This is a genomic window from Sphingopyxis bauzanensis, from assembly GCF_002205675.1.
GTDB classification, from domain to species: Bacteria; Pseudomonadota; Alphaproteobacteria; order Sphingomonadales; family Sphingomonadaceae; genus Sphingopyxis; species Sphingopyxis bauzanensis.
This window is the reverse complement of sequence record NZ_NISK01000001.1, coordinates 20,777-40,655: the sequence shown is the minus strand read 5'-3', so window position 1 is coordinate 40,655 and position 19,879 is coordinate 20,777. Positions and strand designations below refer to the sequence as shown.

The 19,879-nt window shown below is 61.6% G+C and carries 14 protein-coding genes and 4 pseudogenes; 5 read left to right on the top strand and 13 right to left on the bottom strand.

The annotated features are described in order from the left end of the window. Positions 1–164: 164 nt before the first annotated feature. The 3 genes from CDQ92_RS00190 to CDQ92_RS00180 all read right to left on the bottom strand — a co-directional run bounded on the left by CDQ92_RS00190 (position 165) and on the right by CDQ92_RS00180 (position 3,958). A complete protein-coding gene (locus tag CDQ92_RS00190) occupies positions 165–1,013 on the bottom strand; it encodes a universal stress protein (RefSeq protein ID WP_088439023.1) in 849 nt (282 codons plus the stop codon). A 1,161-nt stretch (positions 1,014–2,174) separates the two neighbouring features. Further along, the gene (locus CDQ92_RS00185) at positions 2,175–2,549 is read right to left on the bottom strand and encodes a hypothetical protein (protein ID WP_088439021.1); all 375 of its coding nucleotides are present in this window, start codon (positions 2,547–2,549) and stop codon (positions 2,175–2,177) included. 779 nt (positions 2,550–3,328) lie between these two features. Next, positions 3,329–3,958 (bottom strand): TetR/AcrR family transcriptional regulator, encoded by a 630-nt coding sequence (locus tag CDQ92_RS00180; RefSeq protein WP_088439019.1) that lies wholly within the window; start codon positions 3,956–3,958, stop codon positions 3,329–3,331. Positions 3,959–4,632: 674 nt separating this feature from the next. Between CDQ92_RS00180 and CDQ92_RS00175 the strand changes: the two are divergent. Next, a pseudogene (locus CDQ92_RS00175) lies at positions 4,633–5,599 on the top strand (Tn3 family transposase); the annotation flags it as partial. Positions 5,600–5,656: 57 nt separating this feature from the next. Here CDQ92_RS00175 and CDQ92_RS00170 read toward each other — a convergent pair. After that, a pseudogene (locus tag CDQ92_RS00170) lies at positions 5,657–5,830 on the bottom strand (IS21 family transposase); the annotation flags it as partial. A 215-nt stretch (positions 5,831–6,045) separates the two neighbouring features. Between CDQ92_RS00170 and CDQ92_RS00165 the strand changes: the two are divergent. The 3 genes and pseudogenes from CDQ92_RS00165 to CDQ92_RS21480 form a co-directional block, all read left to right on the top strand. Next, positions 6,046–8,634, top strand: a complete 2,589-nt coding sequence (locus tag CDQ92_RS00165; protein WP_088439017.1) for a TonB-dependent receptor — start codon at positions 6,046–6,048, stop codon at positions 8,632–8,634. Continuing rightward, entirely contained in the window at positions 8,634–9,374 is a 741-nt protein-coding gene (locus tag CDQ92_RS00160; protein WP_088439015.1) for a hypothetical protein, read from the top strand. Before CDQ92_RS00165 ends, CDQ92_RS00160 begins: the two co-directional genes overlap by 1 nt. A 304-nt stretch (positions 9,375–9,678) precedes the next feature. Continuing rightward, positions 9,679–10,032 (top strand): annotated as a pseudogene (locus CDQ92_RS21480) (IS110 family transposase); the annotation flags it as partial. Here CDQ92_RS21480 and CDQ92_RS00150 read toward each other — a convergent pair. From CDQ92_RS00150 to CDQ92_RS00115, 8 genes and pseudogenes are all read right to left on the bottom strand, one after another. Next, positions 10,023–10,328 (bottom strand): annotated as a pseudogene (locus CDQ92_RS00150) (transposase); the annotation flags it as partial. The pseudogenes CDQ92_RS21480 and CDQ92_RS00150 sit on opposite strands and share 10 nt — an antisense overlap. A 180-nt stretch (positions 10,329–10,508) precedes the next feature. Further along, the gene (locus CDQ92_RS00145) at positions 10,509–11,651 is read right to left on the bottom strand and encodes a tyrosine-type recombinase/integrase (RefSeq protein WP_088439013.1); all 1,143 of its coding nucleotides are present in this window, start codon (positions 11,649–11,651) and stop codon (positions 10,509–10,511) included. Further along, complete coding sequence (locus CDQ92_RS00140) at positions 11,648–12,079, bottom strand: GNAT family N-acetyltransferase (protein ID WP_088439011.1); 432 nt, start codon at positions 12,077–12,079, stop codon at positions 11,648–11,650. Before CDQ92_RS00140 ends, CDQ92_RS00145 begins: the two co-directional genes overlap by 4 nt. Before the next feature lie 50 nt (positions 12,080–12,129). After that, the gene (locus CDQ92_RS00135; RefSeq protein WP_268239199.1) at positions 12,130–12,831 is read right to left on the bottom strand and encodes a recombinase family protein; all 702 of its coding nucleotides are present in this window, start codon (positions 12,829–12,831) and stop codon (positions 12,130–12,132) included. Beyond that, positions 12,828–13,622, bottom strand: a complete 795-nt coding sequence (locus CDQ92_RS00130; protein ID WP_144035659.1) for a hypothetical protein — start codon at positions 13,620–13,622, stop codon at positions 12,828–12,830. Before CDQ92_RS00130 ends, CDQ92_RS00135 begins: the two co-directional genes overlap by 4 nt. 141 nt (positions 13,623–13,763) lie before the next feature. Further along, a complete protein-coding gene (locus tag CDQ92_RS00125; protein ID WP_444544652.1) occupies positions 13,764–16,700 on the bottom strand; it encodes a Tn3 family transposase in 2,937 nt (978 codons plus the stop codon). Positions 16,701–16,977: 277 nt separating this feature from the next. Continuing rightward, entirely contained in the window at positions 16,978–17,388 is a 411-nt protein-coding gene (locus CDQ92_RS00120) for a type II toxin-antitoxin system VapC family toxin (protein ID WP_088439004.1), read from the bottom strand. Then, a complete protein-coding gene (locus CDQ92_RS00115; protein WP_088439002.1) occupies positions 17,385–17,666 on the bottom strand; it encodes a hypothetical protein in 282 nt (93 codons plus the stop codon). The genes CDQ92_RS00120 and CDQ92_RS00115 overlap by 4 nt, the downstream gene beginning before the upstream one ends. Before the next feature lie 159 nt (positions 17,667–17,825). Between CDQ92_RS00115 and CDQ92_RS00110 the strand changes: the two genes are divergently transcribed. Next, positions 17,826–18,863: a hypothetical protein gene (locus tag CDQ92_RS00110; RefSeq protein ID WP_188682446.1), complete on the top strand. Its 1,038-nt coding sequence runs from the start codon at positions 17,826–17,828 to the stop codon at positions 18,861–18,863. Here the strand turns inward: CDQ92_RS00110 and CDQ92_RS00105 are convergent. Continuing rightward, positions 18,860–19,843 carry a ParB/RepB/Spo0J family partition protein gene (locus CDQ92_RS00105; RefSeq protein WP_088439000.1) on the bottom strand — a complete coding sequence of 328 codons (984 nt, stop codon included), beginning with the start codon at positions 19,841–19,843 and terminating at the stop codon, positions 18,860–18,862. The two genes, CDQ92_RS00110 and CDQ92_RS00105, sit on opposite strands and share 4 nt — an antisense overlap. Positions 19,844–19,879: the final 36 nt, after the last annotated feature.

Below are 19,879 nucleotides of genomic sequence, written 5' to 3'. Positions count from 1 at the left end.
CGTTCGGCTCGCATTCCGCACACGGCAGCATTGCGCGCGCGTCGGCGATCATCCCCCCGAGCAATTCCTCGGTTCGACGGCAAGGACTGCCCACTTTGCGGGTGCTCGCTGGAGACCAAGTCAATCACTCTTCTGCCAACGTCTTTGAGCTGGATACGCTATGGTCAGCGGGAAATCAGTAGCGGAACCCGCGCGCTCGACAGCAGCGACCGAGTGACACCGCCGAAGAGTATCTCGGTGGTGCGCGGGTGGCTATAAGCCCCGATCACAAGTAGGTTCGCGTCGCGTTCCGCCGCCTGGTCGAGGATCACATCTGCTACCGATACGCCCTCGGACGTGATGTTGGCGATCTCGACACGCGCGCCGTATCTGGACAAGTGTTTAAGGAGATTGGCACCAGGCTCTGCCCCAAAACGTTCGGGGTTCCGGCCGCTGTCGATGGTGAGTATCGTCACGTTGGACGCAGAATTGATGAACGGAATTGCGTCGTTCACCGCCCGTCGCGCTTCTCGGCTGCGATTCCATGCGATCAGCACATTTTCGCCGATCGTCTCACCGCCCCATCCCGCAGGGATCATCAGCACGGGAATGCCGGTGGCCAGCAGCAGTCGCTCGGCCGACCAGCCTGATGGGAGGTCTGCCGGTTTGGGATGCGCCGCGACGATGAGATCGCAGTGCAGCGCCCGCAACATGCCTTCGTCGCGCAGGTCATCGCGCCACACGATCCGGAATTCGGAGCCGATGCCATATTCGCGGGCCAGTTCTCCAAAATGGCGAGCGGCGGCAATAATTTTCTGTTCGTCGGCAAGCCGTTGCCGGGTCAGCACGTCTCGAATCGCCGCAGTGCCCCTCGCAAAGGTTTCGGTGGGATGCGCGTTTTCGTGGGACACGCCATAGACGCCCACCAGATGCGCATTATGACGTTGCGCGATCGCAGCCGCACGGCAACCTATGTGTTCGCCCTCGGGTGTGGCGTCGAGGAAAACGGCGATATCTCTCCAGATAGGCAACAAGGGTTACGATCCTCCAGTTTACGGTTGTCCTCTATCAGATCAGCGGCGTCCTGGCCGAACTTCAGACCAAGATAACGAAAGGCTTCAAGACGGGGATTTGAGAGAGGTTGAAGGTTTGCTTGCGCGGTCCATCGGCAAAAACGCCGGTAAAGTCGCCTGATCCAGGTTGATCCAGGCGGCAGAGGTCCATAACCGGCAGCCGCATCCTGCATGCCGATCCAAATCGCGCGACGTTCCAACAGTGAGAGTGAAATCCCGCGATCGGCTAGCCCGCCTGCGGAGCCATCGACTGACGGGCCAGCGGACAGGAGGTGCGGGAAGGCCTCACAGGAGGTTTCGCCTGCCAAAGACAATGGCTGCAAGAACAATCGGCGAGCAGATTCATCCTGAGCACTCGACGCATCCGGAAATTGGGCGAAGGCTCCCTCCACTTCACGACCCTCCCTCATTTCTCATCGGAATGAGCCCTCACTCCAATGTCAAACGAATAGACCTCCCGGGAAGGGCAGTCAAGACAGCCCTTTACCCACCCCCATTTCAGTCAGCCGCCGACACGCAATACTCGACGATGCGAAGTGGTATGCAGCCATTCCGGTACCCTCCTTCTGAAGCGGTGCGTGCAGCCTCCGGCTGCCACTGCGTGAAGCGGAGGTTGTGTTGGTGCAGGGCGCCGTGACCGCGGAGGCGTGTCGGCGGATCGCGACCACCGAGGAGTTGGGTGAACGGGGGCTCCTGTCGTCTGTGTTAAATCCGCCAGCGGCCGGGTGACAATCCTGCTTCAGGCCGAAACAAGTTCTAATATTTCAATTCTGTGACCCGGCTTGTCATGCGAATGCGTTCGACTTCCCCGCAGGCTTTTTGGGACGGACTGCGTGACGAAAGCGGTGCCCAGGGCGTTTCAGGAACAGCGCCGGCGTGGCCCACCTTCGGCCTTTCAAGAAGTACGTGTGACGGCAAATTGCGCCGCCTGAGCGAGAGCATGTTTGGCTTCGCTATGACAAAGGTCGAAAGTTGTTCGACCGCAAACAGGCTATGCTGAGACGAGCCCCGAACAGGCTGCCGAATGGAAGGCACCGCTCCTCCCATCCTTGGTCGCGATATCCTTCCGGACAGTAGGCTCGACAGGCGTCTCTCCCGCGCATTTTCAACATGCGCGCCTCTTCATTTACACTGTCTGATTTTCTTTCCGGACTCGGTCAGGGTGATCTCGCTTGTGTCTACCGTCATGGTCACTCCACCGCCCTGGAACGGTCCGCCTGTTTCATTCGCCTTGAGCTGGGCAAGATTGCCATCGGTCCGGAGCGTGGCCGTAAGACCATCATTCAGGAAATCCACAGAGACTATGCCGTTGTCCTGGCAGCGATAGGTCACACTTTTCTCGATTGCCGGTGGCAGCTCTGCGGGAGCGACCGGTTTCGCGACGTTGGTTGAGTTGCTCGCGCTTGTCGTGCCGCTATCGCAGGCTGACAGGAGAACGGTAGACGCGAGCGCCATTCCGCCGAGCATCCACACGATTGAAGACGATAGGTTGCCCATGTGCTTCCTTTTATTCTTCCGAACATACAATTCGGTTGCGGTTGTTTGATCTGCTTTTTTTCAGGCGTAGCCGAGGGGGGCCCGCGCTTATGCTCTCCGAGGTCCGCTCGTTTTCCCCGTTCGGCTCGTCCTGCCAGCCCCGGAGACGAAGGATGGGTCGCCGACCGCCACTCGTTGGTGTTTCCAAGGTCATCATACCAGCCTTTCGCGGCGCTCGCCTCGACGGACGATGCTTTCATTGGTCCTGCCAGCCGGCGCGACGCGACCCGAAGGGCTTCGACCAGTGGACAATGGTAGCCGGTTCAGGGAACACCGGCTGGCAGGTGGCGGGACCCGGCGCCTAGGGTAGGGAGAAATAGCGCAAACGGGCCCGTCAAACCGAACGGGAAAAACAATGCTGCCGAGAACCCCATGATCGCGAGTGACCGTGCCGGCTTCCACAGGGGAATGAATGCGCTGGTTCCCATTATCTCTCCGGAGCACGTTATGAAATGAGCGCTCACTCCTATTTCAATTAGGCAATCCCGATTCTCCGGTCAAGCGGTAATTCAATCCTGGTACAGCGTCTGTGGCTGCGGACCACACGCCTCGCGCTTCCGGTCTTTAAAGCGCCGATCCCAGCGGGCACGGTGCAATCACCTCCGATGCCGCTGCCGGCTAAATTCGGCGGCATCATCGATTACCCGTCGCCCGCCAGGGTAGCGGCCCCAGAGCTGCACAGTCGCCGATGTCATGATGGGTCCTCCCCCGCTTACGGCCGTGCGCGCATTTCGGAATCGTCACGGCTGGGTTTGCACGCGACCACTTTCCAGTTCCGCCAGACCAAGCGCGCGCATCATCAGGCAAGCTGTGCTGTGGCTTGTCGCTTCGGGATCGACGGGTGGTGACATCGCCGTGCGGTGGCCGAGCCCGATGAAACAGGCCATCATGACATCGCCATAGGCTTCGAGCTCGGCCGCAGGCACATCGGGCCGTGCAAGCGCAGCGAGGCGGCGTATGCCATCGCGGTAAAAGGCGGTCTGCTTCTCGAACCGCTCTGCGACTGTAGGATTTCGGCAAGCCTCCGCCAAAATCTCATAGAACAGGCTGCCATCCTCATTGTGCAGCGAATTGGCAGCGATTGCCTTGATCGCCTCGAACATCGCAAGCTCGCGCCGTTCCACGGCGTCGAAAATCGAGTGCATCTCGGCCAGACGAACGCGCACATTTTCCTCCACTATTGCGAGGATGACGTCGTCCTTGTCGGTAAAGAGTCGGTATATCTGGCCGACGCTGACCGACGCTTCTTCCGCCAATTCAGCCGTTGTTGTCGCATAAAAGCCCTTCGAACCGAACAATCTGCGAGCGGCATTGACTATTCTCTCGCGCGGAGACTCTCCCTCGGCATAATTTCTTGAAGAACGTTTCATTCGAGACTTTCCCTGCGTCCTCTGTTTGACGATCTTCGGACGCGACACATGCCGATCCGCTCCATCCGGGTCTATCCCGCAAGCTTACATTTCATATGGATGAGGGGGAAGCACTAACAGTTCGCTGAAACGGGCTTCATCGCGCGGTCGACAGGATTCCATTCCCGTCATTGGATTAGACGGGCCGGTTGTGATCCGCGGTTCGGATGTGAGGTTGGGGAAGCTGTTGTGCTATGTGGGTCCCATGCGGCCGTTCCGCCGGATTGATCATGAACAAGGCCAGCTCGGTGTTCGGCCGCATCGCTGTCGCCCCGGAGAGCGCATGCCTGAGATCACGCAGGATTATCTGGCGGCGCGGCGATCCGGACGGTTGTGCAGCGCCTTACGATGCCCCCCCGCCCGCCCCGCAAGATCCTGGAACCGGAGGTGCAATTGAGCCGATGATTGCAAGGCGGCATCGGTATTGCCCGCCGCAGATCGAGCCTGGCGCGTTCGTACATTTGGCATTTGACGAGCTTCAAATCGGTGATCTCAATCTCGGTTTGTCCATTGGACCAGATCTGATGGCTGCGGACCGACCGAACCAATATCCCTGTTCGCCTTCGGCAGAGCAAGGATCGCGCAAAGTCTTCGGAATGCGCTACGTTCATCTCCATAGGCCCGGCTTTGTGGATCACCGCCTGCCATTCTCGCGGGTCTGGGGCGACGGCACCACGTCCAGCTGCGATGGACAATTTTTCAGGGGCGCGAAGCGAGGCGCATCCGGCGGCGACATCAACGCCCGCTACGGCGTCGATCATGGCTTCAGCTTCTACACGCACAATTCCGATCAGCGCGCGCCCTACCACGTCAACGTGATCTCGGCGGCGACGCACGAGGCGCCCTATGTCCTTGATGGCCTCACCAGCCATGGCACCGATCTCAGGATCGTAGAGCATTACACCGACACCGGCGGGGCGACCGACCATGTATTCGCCCTGTGCGCCATGCTGGGCTTTCGCTTCTGTCCGCGCCTGCGGGACTTTCCCGACAGGCGTCTCCCGTCAATCGCCCCGGTGGCCGCCTATCCATTTATTGCCCCGCTGCTGGGCAAGCGCATCCGGACCGATATTATCCGTGAACAATGGGGCGATGTGCTACGGCTTGTCGGTTCGATCAAGGCCGGTCATGTTGCGAAAGCTCGCCGCCTATGAGCGGCAGAACCAGCTCGACGTGGCGCTACAGAAAATCGGCAAGGTCGAGCGAACCCTGTTCATGCTCGACTGGCTTGAAAACCCCAACCTGCGCCGGCGTTGCCATGCCGGCCTCAACAACAGCGAGCAACGCCATGCATTGACGCAGGCGATCTACACATTCCGGCAAGGGCGCATCATTGATCGCAGCCATGAAGCCCAGCAATATCGCGCATCGGGCCTCAACCTGGTCATCGCCGCCATCGTCTATTGGAACAAGACCTACATGGGCGCTGCTGTCCAGCATCTACGATCGGAATCGGTCGCTGCGCCAGACCACCTCCTTGCCCATACATCCCCGGTAGGCTGGGAACATATCGCCTTTTCCGGAGACTTTCTCTGGGATAGAGTTGCCGCTTCCGCTGGCCGCAAGGCCCTGAACCTGCCGCAAAATGCCCGCGTCGCCTAAGCGTTCACTGATTGTTCGCCCACAGCGTTGTTTGGCGTACTCTTCACGCTATGCCCTCAACTTCGACTTCGCCACAGGTTTGGTCCGCGTGTAGCCCGGCGGCAGCGAGAACCGGCACATCTTCGATATCGTCTCGCGGCTCAGTCCAAAGACCTTCGCGGCCTCGCGCTGACTATTACCTTCAATAAAAACAAAGTGCCGAACGGCGGCGTAGCTCTCCACGGCAAACATCCTCGGCCACCCCCCTTAAAAGGAGCAACCTATCCAATGGCTGGTTTTTAAACCGCCACGCTCAACAAATCGCTGGCGTTCCATTGGCCCGGTTTCTCACCGCCCTCCACAATGTGACAGTGGTGGTCAATTAAACGAAGCATGGCTGTCACTGATTGGTCACAGAATTGTCGCTGCCCAGCTCTAGGTGCGCCGCAACAATCAGGGGAACTCATATGCGAAACAAGCTTTGCCTCGCCGGTGTCAGCGCTCTTGCACTGCTCACATCCACGCCGGTTCTCGCCCAGGATTTGGCGCCTGCCGACGAAGGCGAAGCGATCGTCGTCACGGGGCAGCGCGCGCAGCAGGAACGTGCGATCGAGATCAAGCGCAATGCCGTCGGTATTATGGATGTCGTCGCGGCCGACGAGATCGGCCAGCTTCCCGACCGCAACGTCGCCGAGGTGATCGAGCGGCTGCCCGGCGTCGGCGTCCAGTACGACCAGGGTGAGGGACGCTATGTCGCGATCCGCGGCATCCCGTCGGACCTCAACAACTATACCGTCAACGGCTTCGAACTCGGCAATCCCGACGGCAACACCCGCCGCTTGCCGCTCGACATCGTCTCGGGGCAATTGCTCAATCGCGTCGAGGTGACCAAGGCGAAGACCGCCGACCTCGACGCTCAGGGCATCGGCGGCATGATCAACCTCGTGACCCAGACCGCGTTCGACTTCGCCGAGCCTTTCGTTCTTTCGGCGAACGCGCAGGTTGGATACCAGACGCTCAATGAGAAATATCCGATCCGCGGTGACGCGAGCGCCGGCGGCCGTTTCGGCGGCGACGAGCAATTCGGTATCCTGATTGGCGGCAGCTATTCGAAACGCGATTTCCAGAGCTTCGGCATCTTTCCGGACGATTGGGCGGCGTTCCCCGGCGCGGCGCGCGAAGGGATGCCGACCAATATAAAATATACCGACTATCAGCTCGAGCGCGAACGCATCGGAGGCATCGCCTCGCTCGACTGGCGCCCGAGCGACACCACCCATCTGTGGGCTCGGGGCCTCTACAGCAAGTTCACCGAGAATGAATATCGCCAGCGGTTTCGGCTCGATTTCGCGACTCAGGCGCAACGGGACAATGGGACGGTAACATTGACCCCCGATGGCTTGACCGGCGTATCGACGGTGACCGAGCAGCGATCGGACCTGCGGCTTGAATATAAGGAGAAGTCCGTTCTCGTTGGCATGATCGGCGGTAAGACCGAGGCGAACGACTGGACCTTTGACTATGGCCTGGCACGTTCACACAACGAGGTGGTCGAGCCGAACCAGCTGTGGCAGTTCCGCGGCAATCCCGGAACAGTCGATTTCGACTTCACCGACAAGTTATTCAGCGCGGTTCCGCGTACCCCGCTGTCACCCAGCAACCTGGGTTTCCGCCAATATACGGTTCAGGATGAAAGCGGCGACGAATATATCTGGACGGGCCGGCTCGATGTAACGCGAAAGCTCGGCTTTGGCGACGACAGCTGGTTGAAGGTCGGCGGCAAATATCGCGCGACCGACAAGGTTTTCGATTCGAATAACAGCATCTTTTCGCGTGGCGGAAATGCCGCGACGCGCTTTACGTTAGGCCAGTTCGGGTTGCAGGGCGCCGACGTGATTTCGCGTGTCGGCGGCGGCCATGATTATCTGATTACGCCGGTGATCGACGCCGGCCTGATCGATACCTTCACCGCCGACCCGGCCAATGCCGCTTATTTCGTTCTCGACGAGACATCGACGCTTGCCAATGCGACGCTGGGGGATCTCGATCTTGGCGAGGATATCGCCTCGGGATATGCGATGGCGAACCTCGATTTCGGGTCGATCACCGTGACACCGGGCATTCGCGTCGAACGCACCGACCTGACGATCCGGGGGTTCCAGCTCGAGAATGAAACCGACGTCGTCGCCGTTAACGCGAAGCGCAACTACACCAACTGGCTGCCCAGCCTGATCGTGCGCATCGAGCCCAGTGACGAGGTAATCGTCCGCCTTGCCTATACGCGCAGCGTCGGCCGTCCCAACTATTCGGACCTGACCCCTGGCGGCGAGATCAGTTATGAACAGAATGACGACGGGACGTTTGACGGGTCGGTGTCGCTCGGCAATCCGAACCTCGAACCCTATATCGCCGACGCGCTCGACGCCTCGGCCGAATGGTATTTCGCAAAGGGCGGGCTGTTTTCGGTGGGCGTGTTTGCGAAATTCATCAAGAACCCGGTCTATACGCAAAGCTTCACTCTGCTCGACACCAGCTATGGCGGTCGCGACTATGCGGTGCTCGGCTTTTCGCAAAAGGCGAACGGGACCAGTGCCGACATCATCGGGCTGGAGGTCGCCTATCGTCAGCAGTTCGACTTCCTTCCCGGCTTCCTCTCGGGCTTCGGGGTCGAGGCGAACATGACGCTGATCGATTCGAAGCTGAAGGTGCCGGGCCGCGCCGACCCCGCGGCGTTCCCCGAGCAGTCTAACCTGCTCTATGGCGCACAGCTCTTCTACCAGAATGGGCCGATCGAGGCGTCGATCGCCTATCACAACACGGGCAGCGCGCTGATTTCGCTCGGCGCCGACATGCTCGGCGATCAATATAATGACGACCTGCGTCGGCTCGACGCAAAGGCGTCGTTCGCTGTGACGGATAACGTCAGCCTGTTCGTCGAAGGGCAGAATCTGACTGACGAGCCGACGCGCCAGTATCAGGGCGAACGCCGCGACTGGATCATCCAGAACGAACGCTATGGCCGGACGTTCTACGCCGGCGCATCGGTGCGCTTCTGATGCTCTCCACCGCGCTCTTGACGCTTTCTATTATCGCGGCGCCCGAGGCCGATCAGGGCGTCGCGGCGGACCGGAGCCATGTCTATGCCATCGATAACTATGCGATCGGCAAATATGACAAAGCGAGCGGCAAGCGGGTTGCGGGGTGGGAGGGCGATCCGAAGCTGTTTCCGCATCTCAACAGCTGCGCAGTCGTCAAGGCCGAGCTTGTTTGCGCCTCGTCCAACTATCCGAAAGTGCCGATGGCGAGCAGCGTCGAGATTTTCGACGCGAAGACCCTCCGCCATATCCGCACGGTCAGCCTCGGCCGGATGTACGGATCGCTGACCGCGATGGACTGGCATGAAGGGAACTGGTGGGCCGTCTTCGCCAATTACGACGACCGCGGCGGCGAGCCGGGGCGCGACCATCGTTCCACGACGTTAGTCCGCATGGATGCTTCCTTCCGTCCGCTCGAATCCTGGCTTTTTCCCGATACCGTGCTGGAGCGCTTCGCGCCTAAAAGCTGTTCGGGTTTCGCATGGGGGGCCGACGGATTGATGTATGCGAGCGGGCACGACCGACCCGAAGTCTATGCGCTGCGGCTGCCGAAGGCGGGCGCGACGCTCGAACTGGTCGCGACGCTTCCCGTGCCGACCGAGGGGCAGGCGATCGACTGGGACCCGGCCGAACCACGCCTGCTTTGGTCGATCGACCGGCGCGCCAAGCAGTTGCATTCGACCCGCATGCCGCCGCTCTGAGGTCGTGCGCGAAAGCGGCGCGGTTTTGCTCAAATCTGGCCGCTGCACGAACATGACGTAATCGCGGGTGCGCCGGCGATGGTCCAGAAGCACGAGATGGCTGGAAGGTTGGTTGCCCCCCGATAAAATGAAGTACGGGCTCACGATTGTTGACCGGGCCAGCATCAAAGGAGGACAACCGTGGCTCAGTATATAGGACTCGACGTTTCCTTAAAAGATGGGGTGGTTGCCGCCCTCCCCAGACGGCATCGAAATGTGCCAAGACGGTGGTGTTTACGGCCACTGAGCGGAAAGGACGGCAACCATGACAGAAGTTACGATGATCGGAGTAGATCTGGCAAAGAATGTTTTCCAGGTGCACGGCGCTTCTATGACGGGGGAGCTGAAGTTCCGTAAGAAGCTGTCGCGGCTGTGTTTTGGCAAGTTCATGACTGAGCAGTCACCGGCGGTGGTCGTGATGGAAGCCTGTGGCAGCGCGCATTATTGGGCACGCGAGATGATCAGGCTCGGCCATGAGGTGAAGCTAATTGCGCCGCATTACGTAAAACCGTTTGTGAAGCGGCAGAAGAACGATGCGGCAGATGCCGAGGCCATCGTGATCGCAGCTCAGCGGCCGGAAATGCGCTTCGTCGATCCGAAATCGGCAGAGCAGCAAAGCCATGCGATTTCGCCTGCGGCGCACCAGTCCCGCACGGTCTCATTCATAAATACGCTGTCATTGTCCGTGTCGAAGCCCAGCATGGTCATCGGAAGATGTCGGCGCAGTTCATCCAGCACGCTCGTAAGCAGGTTTTGCTCGCGGAACAGCAAGGGAGCGCACTCCGTCCATCCCCTCGCAATGTCGGTCAGAACCAACGTCTGGGCGAAGCTGCCCCTCGCCACTGGTCCGCTGTGCGATACCAGATCTGCTTCGAAGTGACCGGGCGCAGGATCGTCCCAGTCATCGAACGTCCGGTGTCGATAGGCGTACAATCCGGAACCCCACCGTTCTTTCAGACAGGTTGCTGAGAATGTGTTCTTTTTCGTTCACCTGAGGGGTCCCGATGGACGCCGACCCCAGGCCGCGCCAGCTGTAGGTCTAGCGCAATTTCAGTGTGATAATTCAAATTGGCCGATCCCGCTTTGGGTGCCGATTCACACCTCTGGGGATGAAATCGCCATGCGTGCCGCCATCCGCGCGCTCGCCCCGCTCTTGGCCGCAAGTTGCGCCCCATATCGCAGTACAGTCCTGGGATCGCGCCAGCGATAGGCCTGCATGATCGCCGGCAGCCCCTCCCCCGCGGCAAAATTGTCCTGCGCCACCCCGACCCGGATCGAGTGCGACGACACCGCCTGCACCCAGTGATCGAGTTCGGTGTCGCTCATCTCACCCAGCAGCTTCTTCGCGTGAGCGGCGCGAATGAGCCGCTTGTAGATCAGCGTGATGCTGTTGGGATGGAGTGCGACGCGTCCGATCGCGGCGACCGACCCGTCAAAATGGGTCTCGACCCGCCGGAACAGGGGACCTTTCCGGATATCGGCCTTGTCACGCCAGCGCGCGATCGCCGCCATCGTCACCGGCGACAGATAGGCCCAGGCCCCCTCCCCCGCCTGATCGGTCTTGGACGACGGTAGGAAGAGCGTCCCCGCCCCTTGCGCATCCTTCTCGATATGCTGCACAAGGATCGCCACCAGTTCCGACCGCCGGCAGCCGGCGTCATAGGCGACCCGCAGCAGCGCCGCGTCGCGCAGGCCAAGCTCGTCGCGGCGGCAGGCCTTGAGCAGATGCGCGAGACACACGCCCGAAGCCGGGCTATCAAAATCGGTGATGTCGCCCTTGAACCGGATCGCGCGCGCCTGGCGCTGGCGCACGCCAAGGCTCTTGCGCGCCGCCTTCTTCTCGAGCTTGACGAGCGGCGCGGCGGTCGGATCGGCCAGGCCCGCCATGCGATAGGCCCAGCCGACATGGACCAGATAACGTTCGATCGTCGCCATCGCGCGCGGCGTCTCGTCCGACGGATCGATGCCGGCCAGCGCCCGCACCCAGGCCGCGACCAGCGCGGGCGTTGCCTCGGCCGCCGCCACGCGCCGCTTGCGGCACCACGCCCCCCAGAGCGTCAGGTCCGAGCGGAACGCGCGGCGCGTGTTGGCCGACCAGCCCCGCAGCGCCGCGTCGAGGAGGGCTTCGTCGATCGGGGTCGCGGTGCCAACCAAGGCGCGCACCTCGCCGACCAGATCGGCGGAATCGGCCGAGAAACGGGCCAGCGCGTGCCCCCCGGTGACGGCCCCGCTGGTCATGGTGCGAAGCGAAGAGCCATGTGGACCGCGACCATCCCTCCACTATGATCCGCTTCCCGCTCCTCCGTGTAGCCGAGGCGCTCGTAGTGGACGATATTCGTCGCCATGAGCTTGTTGGTAGTGAGCCGCGTTCCCTGAAGGCCCGCAGCGCGGGCGACCGCTTCGGCATGACGCATCAGACGGATCCCCAGCCCCTTGCGCTGCCGGGCGAGGTCGACAGCGACATTGACGATCAGGAGCTCGGCGCCCTCGGCCACGGTCTCGATGAAGGCGACAAGCTTACCGCCCTCAACGAGCAAATCGAAGCGGTGGTCGCGAAAGGCGCGATCATAATCGGCGGTGACGGGCCGCGGCGGCCGCGGCGTGACGCCGACCCACTTCGCATAGGCGGCAAACGTCAGCGCCCGAATCTGGCCCAGTGACCTCATAGGTCGATAAACGGCCAACTCGGGGAACGGATACGGAACGGATTGGGCGATCATTCGACTGTGGCGGCTGCGTTGCTCACAATCCGGGAGATGGTCGCGCGGTGAACGTTGAACAATCGGGCGACGTCGGCGGCGGACCGGCCGACCGCCAGCATGGCAATGACCTCGGCTTGCTGCTGGCGGGTGAGCTTGGGCTGACGTCCGCCGCGGCGTCCCTGGGCACGGGCTGAACGAAGGCCCGCCTGGGTTCGCTCACGCACCATCGCGCGTTCGAATTCGGCAAACGACCCCAGCATTTGCATCATCATGCGACCAGAAGCCGTTGTGCTGTCGATATTTTCGGTCAGCGAGCGGAACCCGGCGCCGGCTTTTTCAACGCGGTCGAGGATAAGCAGCAGGTCTTTCAGCGACCGCGACAGCCGGTCTAGCTTCCAGACGGCGAGAACATCGCCGGGCTCGAGACGGTCGAGCAGTCGGTGGAGTTCCGGCCGATCCCAGCGGCCGCCCGAGGCGTGTTCCTCGTAGACCCGGGTGCAGCCTGCGGCTTCGAGTGCTTCGATCTGCGGGGCGGCATCCTGGTCTTCGGCCTTGGACACGCGGGCATAGCCGAGCAGCTTGGCTGATGCTGCATTTGTCTGTTGCTTTTGCATGTCGTTTGGCAACAGCTTTGTGCGACGAGTAGCGTGTTGTTTTTGCTGAGCCGGTCTGGATGCTGCGCAAACGACCGTTTGCGCGCAGGGCTCTCTCATCATGATTTGCGTCCGCGATGGTGTGGCTTCAACGCGGCCGTGCGTTCCACCAGCCATTCGACGGCACCCGGGACAGCGCGCCAGGCGGCGCCGTTCTCCTCGACATAAGCCGTCGCCTCATCCTCGCCGCCCATACTGATATAGCCGTCGCGGGAAGGAGTGAGGCGTTTGAGGCCGGCCAGCATGGCGGGCACATGCGGGTTGCTGTCCCATGCCTCCTGGACAATCGCAGAACCATGCGGATCCTGTTCGCGATAAGCGATCAGCGCCAGCGTGTAGACCCAGGCGGCACTCCCATCTTCTTCATACTGGTTCAACAGCACCTTCAGTCCAGCGATGTCGTCACGCGCAAGCAAGGCGGTCGCCAGCAGATAGCGGATGCCTTGATTGTCGTTGGGATTGAGGATCAGCATCGCACAATAGTGATCGATCGCGGCCTGCTGCTCGCCCAGGCGCCACAACGTGATCGCAAGCCCTGCTCGCGCCCGCATATAGGGCCTGGTCTGGAGAAACCCCCAGAAGTGACCGGACAGCTCCTCGAACTCGTCGCCGAGCGCGCGTTCGCCTGCCTCCACACCTTGACGGTACAACGCCAGCGCGTCCTGTTGGGAGCCCGCTTCTTCCTCCGCGAGCAGAACATAGGCATCCGCGCATAGCGGGGAGATGTCGAGGGCGGCTCTGGCGAGGGCGACGCGCTCGGCTCCGCTCGCTTCCCAGGCATCGTACATCATCTCCTGCGCATCATCGACGGCGCCGTTCGCATTGGCCGCTACGCGACCGAACAGTCCAGCCATGAAGCCTTCCATGGCCCGCCGGTCGGGCAACACCTCGGCAGGCCGCTTGGCGGGCGCTGCCGCGGGCTTGGTCCGTGTCTTCCTGGCCTTGGGACGTCGGGGAGGTGGTGTCGCTTTCTTCATCGCAGATCCCTTTGCGGATTACGCCGCCAGCGGCAGTTCGAAGTCGATGCGCCGATCCAGATTCGCCTCGAAACGGCCATAAGGATTGATATGGGCGTGGATGGCGGGCGTCAGGCCGCGATGATCTTCGGCGGTCATCCGATTCAGCGAGGCGGGCTCGGTCAGGACCCGCTGCAGCATCCGCGTGTTCACATAGACCAGGCAGTTCTGCAGCAAATGGAGCGCCAGCACTGACAACTCCTGATCCTCCAGGCGGTTGGTGGCGATCTCACCGCCCTTGCCGAAGAAGATAAAGCTGTGCGCGCCGTTCCAGTTCTCGACGACGTTGAGCCCGGCATGGATGTCGCGGCGCAGATCCTCCGAGCCGATATAGCCGCACAGGAAGATCGTCTTGATGACCTTGCCGAGTTCGGCGAGTGCCGCATAGGTCGGGTGCTGGACAGCCGCGCTGGCGAAGCGCCGCAGGATCGCTTCGGGGTCGGCGGTGCGATGTTTGAGCGCTGCGGTATATTTGATCATCTCGTCATACTGCCGCTCGATCAGGGGCCAGTTGATCTCGCGCGCCAGGATCGGCGTGAGATTGCCGAGCGCTCCGCGCATCGTGGCTTCGGGCACATAGAGCTTCTGGCGCGCGATCGCCTTCAGGCGCGGTGCCAGCTCGAACCCGAGCAGGTGGCAAAAGGCAAACCCCACCTCGCTCTGACCATGGCTGTCGACATAATGACGCTGAATCTCCTGGTCGGTACAATGGCGCAGCACGCCTTCGATCATCGCGCTGACCTCGGAGGACGAACAGCGTTTGAGCTGCGAGTAGATGCAGGTCGCCTGGCGCTCCATGTGCCAGTAAATCATGACGCCCCGGCCGCGGTAGCGGACATGCCATTCCGCCATCAGATTCTGGTCCCAGGCCCCCACCTTCGTCGAATCAGACGCGCAGGCAGTTCCTGCCTCGCCCCAGATGCGCTGGTCGCGCGTCGCGAGGATCGCGTTGGTGACCAACGCGGTTGCGCTGCGTAGCGCCTCTTTGTGGATGAAGCGGCGCCGGACATGCAACAGCTCGGTATAGCTCGCGGTCTCGGTTCCCGCGCTGACCCGCTTCAGACCGGCATTGGTGCCCAAGCCATAGAGGCACAGGACGAGACGCTGGCGCAGCGTATCAGGATCAAGGACGACCCGGTCGCCCGACGTCGTGAATTCCTCGAGAAACCCGGTTTGCCGAGCGGTCTCCATCAGTACGTTGATCAAATCCGTCATTGGCCAGCGCCGCTCGAGTTCTGTCTTGATCGCCTCCAGATTGGGGGCTGCCGGCAGCGGCTCGAAGGGCGTGATCGAAATTCGGTTCTTGCCCTGCTGGCGAAGCCGCACCTTGGCATTGCGCGGCATCTTCCGGTTCAACGCGCCGAGCGCCTCGGTCATCTGTGCACGAAGTCCGCCGACAAACGCTCCGGCATCCTCGCTGCGGCCGAGCTCGCGGTAATAGTCGGCGCGGCGTGTTTCGAAATCCCGTGGCAAATCGTCGTCAGAATTGCGGTAGCGGTCCGCGCCCACCACCCAGATTTCCTTGCAGCGCAGACGCTCGCGTAACGCGGTCAGTACGCAGATCTCATAGTTGATGCGGTTGATCCGCGGACGCCCGTCGTCGTCCTTTTCCACGACCAGGTCCCGCCATTTGGGGGGCACGACACCGTCCAGCGGCACGCCGTCCTCAGGCCGGATGACGCGCCGGCCGCCGCTCGTCCGGCGCAGCCAGTCGACCGCATCGAGCACCGGGCGATGCACCAGGTTATTCGAACGGAATTCCAGCACACCCAATACGGCCGGAAGCATGCGCCGATAATGACGCAGATACGAGACGCGCAGCACCCGGTGAACGCGCCGCTCGAAACCGTCCGACGCCTTATGCTCTCGCACGATCGCCGCCAGCACATTGGCGCCGCCCGCTGCCGGAAACACGACATCGCGCACCATGCCTTCGGGCTGAAGACAGGCCGCCTCGGCAATCCGGACCAGCAGTCCCTCTTTGCCGTGAACCCGCTCGACTTCGGTCACAAACGCCTTGAGCACCCGGTTGCGGGCTCGGCTGCCGACCTTGTGGACAATTTCGATCAGCAGGTCGATCAGGCCGTCTGTGAGTTCGCGCTCCCGGTGCGCCAGGAAAAGCCCGAACAGCGCGTGGCGTCGCCCATCAGGGTGCCGGCGCATCGTCCAGGCGGTCTCGTTGATCACTCTGCGGCGCAGAATCCGCGCAATGGGGTCCCCCAAATCGGGCAAGGCCTCGCAGGGCAACACATGCTGCTTCACAAAGGCAAGCCGCCGTGCCGCCACCAGTATGTTGTCGATATTGGGCTGCCCGGGATCCGCTTTCAGTCCCGAAAAACCTGTGACGCCGTCCTCATCGGCGAGCGAAGCATCAAGCCGTTCCCCGTGCTCGGGCGATACGAACGAGGCAATCTTCTCCAGCACCTGATCCTCGAACGCGCGACGGGCCGTGGTGATCAGCGCCGTCAACGCCTCTTCCTCAGGCGCCGCAATCCGGTGCGCGACGAACCAGCCAAGAAGACGGTCCATCATCCCGGAAGCGGGCAAGCCCAACTGGCAAAGCTCGGAGCCAGTCCACGCGGCCGCCGCCCGCATCTCTTGCCGGCGCGCCCGGCGAAATCCCAAATGGTCGAGAATCTCGGCACGATGCCGTCGCCCGGAACGGCCAAGCCAGTCATAGACTTCGAGCTCTGCAGGCGATGCTCCGATCTGCTCGGCGAGATACGCAACGACGGTATCCGGAAACTCATCGGCACCGCGACCAAAGCGTCCCGCCGTACGGTACAGGAGCAGTTGCGCGGTAAAGCCGAGCCGCGTCGCCGCAGGCTTTGCATTCAAAAGTGCAAAATCTTCGAAAACCAGACTCCAGCGTCCGGCCAGATCCTCGTCCGTCTCCAAGATACTCACCACCGACATTGTCGTCTCCGGCCCGCTTGCTCACATCATTCGGATACCGGAACGCAACAGTCAACCGCGCAGTCCGTTTCCGATCCGTTCTGCCAGTTGGCCGTTTCTCAACCTATGAGGTCACTGGGCCAATCTCGGGAACATCCTCCTTTACCGCGCGGCGAAGTATCGGTTCGATGCCCTGCCCTGCGCGAGGCGTCTTCTGCCCACCCCATGGGGCTGATGCTAAGCGCTCAGCGGACATGCCGCTGCACCCAGGAAATCAGCCCGAACGATTGCGATGATCTCACCACGAACGGCTTGCCTCATGGAGGATGACATCCGTCGCCGCGAAATCCTTGCCGGTGCACAGCAACGGCTCGCCCCGCTCCTTGGCCACCGCATAGACCATGAGGTCGAGCAGGTTGAGCGGGCCACCATTGCCGTTCCCTGAGCCGTAACGCGGCTCGGCCTCGATCGCGATTTGTGCGTGGTCTGCCGTGAATGCCAGCGTGGCGCAACCACCACGCTCGAAACTCGCGAGCATCTCTTTGGCCTTTTCCCGCAAGCCAAAGCGCTGATTGCCGGCGACCCGCAGGAACTCCACGCGGGCTGGCGCCGGTATTCCACCTCGCTCGGCGATGATCGCATCCAAAAAGGCGTCCCTGCCCTCCTCGTCGGTCAGCACGGCGATCAACGCCGACGTGTCGATGATCATCGCGGCAACCCATCCTCATCCCACAATTCCGCATCAATCTCGGCCATCGTCGGATATGAGCGTTTGGGCACTCCTGCGAGAATGGCCTCGACTTCCGCGCGAAAGGTTGCACCGTCGCTCGCAGGTGGAAGCGGCATGCGGTCGAGCGCCTCTTCGATGATGTCGACCTGGCTGCGCCCGTCGCGGGCGAGCAGCTCCAAGCGCTTCAACGCATGATCGGAGCGGATGGTGATTGCCCGCTGCTTGCGGCGCGGTGGTTGATGGGCGGCGGTGGCCACGACGATGCTCCTCTGGTCGCTAATTTCGACGATTTTGCATCATAGCGCATTGTGCTGCTACAGTGCAAGCACATTTGGCTAATGGTGATAAACATCCATTATCAACACTGTGTGTTCGAGCATACTTTACTGAGAAGCCATTTCGGTTCATAATTACGTATGAGCAACACCCCCTCTCCTGCCCGTTTCGGCCCCGAATATACCCCAAAAATAGTCGCGGCGATAGCGTCCTGTACCGCGGCGATCGCACGTCTCGACGCCCGGATTATGGTGAGTTCGGTGGCTTCCGCGTGGCGGCGACGCGCCGCCTGGATGGGCTACACGGGGGCGCTTCAGCTCCAGGCGATCGAAATTGATGAAATCGACGTATTTTCATGGGGCTGCGAGCTTAAAATCACTGGCCGCGCACTGCGCGCCTCCACGGTCGACATTTTCGAGGAATTTGCCCCGTGGCAAGCCGCACTTCGCAATCCCGACCCTTTTGCCTGGCGGATGGCGCGGCCACTCGCGTTGGCCGAGACCGATTCCGCCACTGCCCATCCTCTTCTGGTGCGAGCGCTTGATATGCTCCGGCGCGATAGCCGAACGGATCGCTCGATCGCGGCGTGGCTCGGGCTCCCCTTCGCGCTTCGCGATCTCAGTCTATGCGCCGCCCCCCTCCCCTGCCTGACCGGGGGTGCGAAGGCCTTCCGCCTTCGAAAGACCGTCGACCAGCAGGATTGGCTTTCCGCCCTGCGCGCTTTAGAGGCGAGCGCACGATCTGGGCTCGCACACCTCGACGACCTCGATCGCCATTATCGCCTCGCTCAGCGCGCCATCGCGGAGGAATATCGCCCTGGCGCCCTGCCCCGGCTCCTCGCCCTCACCAGCTATCGGCCGCTGCTCGGGCCGCAATCGGTTGCCACCTTGCTCGACATGAGCGTGGCGGGAGCGAGCAAGCTTCTTGAGCGCGCCACTGAGGCGGGGCTGCTTGTGGAGATAAGCGGCCGCCGCAGCTGGCGCCAGTACCTCACACCGGATCTCGCCACCGCATTTGGTTTTATCGAGCCTCGACGGGGTCGGCCCCGGAAGGACCCCCCTCCCCTGCCCGCCAACCCGAAGATCGCCGAAGCCTTCGACGCTTTCGACCGCGAGATGGCAGAGATCGATGCCATGCTGGATGCTAGCGCGCTTAACAGAGATAATTCACGAGCCTAGCTGGCGCCCAGGATCTCGCCGATCGCCTTCAGCAGCTCATCCTTCGTGGCCCCGGTTTTCGGCGGGACCTTCAGAGTCAGCGCGCCGCGAGTGTTTCGTGAATAGCGCAGAATGGCCTTGCCGCCTCGCCCCTTCACTTCGACCTCCCCTTCCCCCGCTTTGCTTGGAGCCATGGTCGCGCGCGCGAGCCGCTTGGCGACTTCGGGACCGGTGAAGCGAACGCCGAGATCGTTGCGCTCGCCGGCGATGCGCGCCGCCTCTTCGACCATCAGCTTCTTCGAGCGCGGATCGCCGACCAAAGGCTTGACGTCGCGAGCCACCCGAACCGTGATGTCGTGACGGTCGGAAAAAGCGCTCACGATTTCATCCGGCAGACGCACAACATCAAGCAGGCGGCTCAGCCAGGAGCGCGAGATTCTAAGATGTTCGGCCATCTCGTTTTGCGAATTGTTGTAGAACTCCGCGAGCGCGCGGGAATATTCGATTCCCCGCTCCCAATCGCTGATGTCCTTGCGGGAGCGATTTTCGACATCAGAAACGCGGAACGCTTCTTCGTCGGTGACATTCTGGATGGTGACAAGATAGTCATACTCCGGGTGATGATGCTCGCGTAGCCACTGCGCCGTCCACCAACGCCTGACGCCGGCAATAATTTCGAAATCATGGTCAGGGTCATTTTGGAGCCGCCGCACGATCGCCGGGATGCGCTGTTTCTTCGCCGACAGAAATGCATCGATGAGGTCACGGCAACTTTCTTCGGTAAGATGATCGAGGTCGCGGTTATGAAGTCGCCATGGCCGGCACCGCGCCGGGTCCACCCACTCCGTTCGATCGGTTACCATCTTCCCCGATGCGATGCGCGCAAGGGTCTGGCTGCGACTGGCCATGATGCTTTCGGATGGCGCCTCGTTGCCGACATCTTCGGCTTCATCGAGGCCCTCCGTGAGGCTGCTGCCAAATCCGCGATTGCCTTGTGCCATGGTCGCTCTTTCCGATTATTGCCTGTTACGTCACCC

What these genes read in the sequence shown, in the direction of transcription:
- CDQ92_RS00185 (WP_088439021.1), bottom strand. Translation starts at nt 2,549, where the DNA reads ATGGGCAACCTATCGTCTTCAATCGTGTGGATGCTCGGCGGAATGGCG.
- CDQ92_RS00180 (WP_088439019.1), bottom strand. Translation starts at nt 3,958, where the DNA reads ATGAAACGTTCTTCAAGAAATTATGCCGAGGGAGAGTCTCCGCGCGAG.
- CDQ92_RS00165 (WP_088439017.1), top strand. Translation starts at nt 6,046, where the DNA reads ATGCGAAACAAGCTTTGCCTCGCCGGTGTCAGCGCTCTTGCACTGCTC.
- CDQ92_RS00160 (WP_088439015.1), top strand. Translation starts at nt 8,634, where the DNA reads ATGCTCTCCACCGCGCTCTTGACGCTTTCTATTATCGCGGCGCCCGAG.
- CDQ92_RS00145 (WP_088439013.1), bottom strand. Translation starts at nt 11,651, where the DNA reads ATGACCAGCGGGGCCGTCACCGGGGGGCACGCGCTGGCCCGTTTCTCG.
- CDQ92_RS00140 (WP_088439011.1), bottom strand. Translation starts at nt 12,079, where the DNA reads ATGAGGTCACTGGGCCAGATTCGGGCGCTGACGTTTGCCGCCTATGCG.
- CDQ92_RS00135 (WP_268239199.1), bottom strand. Translation starts at nt 12,831, where the DNA reads ATGATGAGAGAGCCCTGCGCGCAAACGGTCGTTTGCGCAGCATCCAGA.
- CDQ92_RS00130 (WP_144035659.1), bottom strand. Translation starts at nt 13,622, where the DNA reads ATGGCTGGACTGTTCGGTCGCGTAGCGGCCAATGCGAACGGCGCCGTC.
- CDQ92_RS00125 (WP_444544652.1), bottom strand. Translation starts at nt 16,700, where the DNA reads ATGTCGGTGGTGAGTATCTTGGAGACGGACGAGGATCTGGCCGGACGC.
- CDQ92_RS00120 (WP_088439004.1), bottom strand. Translation starts at nt 17,388, where the DNA reads ATGATCATCGACACGTCGGCGTTGATCGCCGTGCTGACCGACGAGGAG.
- CDQ92_RS00110 (WP_188682446.1), top strand. Translation starts at nt 17,826, where the DNA reads ATGAGCAACACCCCCTCTCCTGCCCGTTTCGGCCCCGAATATACCCCA.
- CDQ92_RS00105 (WP_088439000.1), bottom strand. Translation starts at nt 19,843, where the DNA reads ATGGCACAAGGCAATCGCGGATTTGGCAGCAGCCTCACGGAGGGCCTC.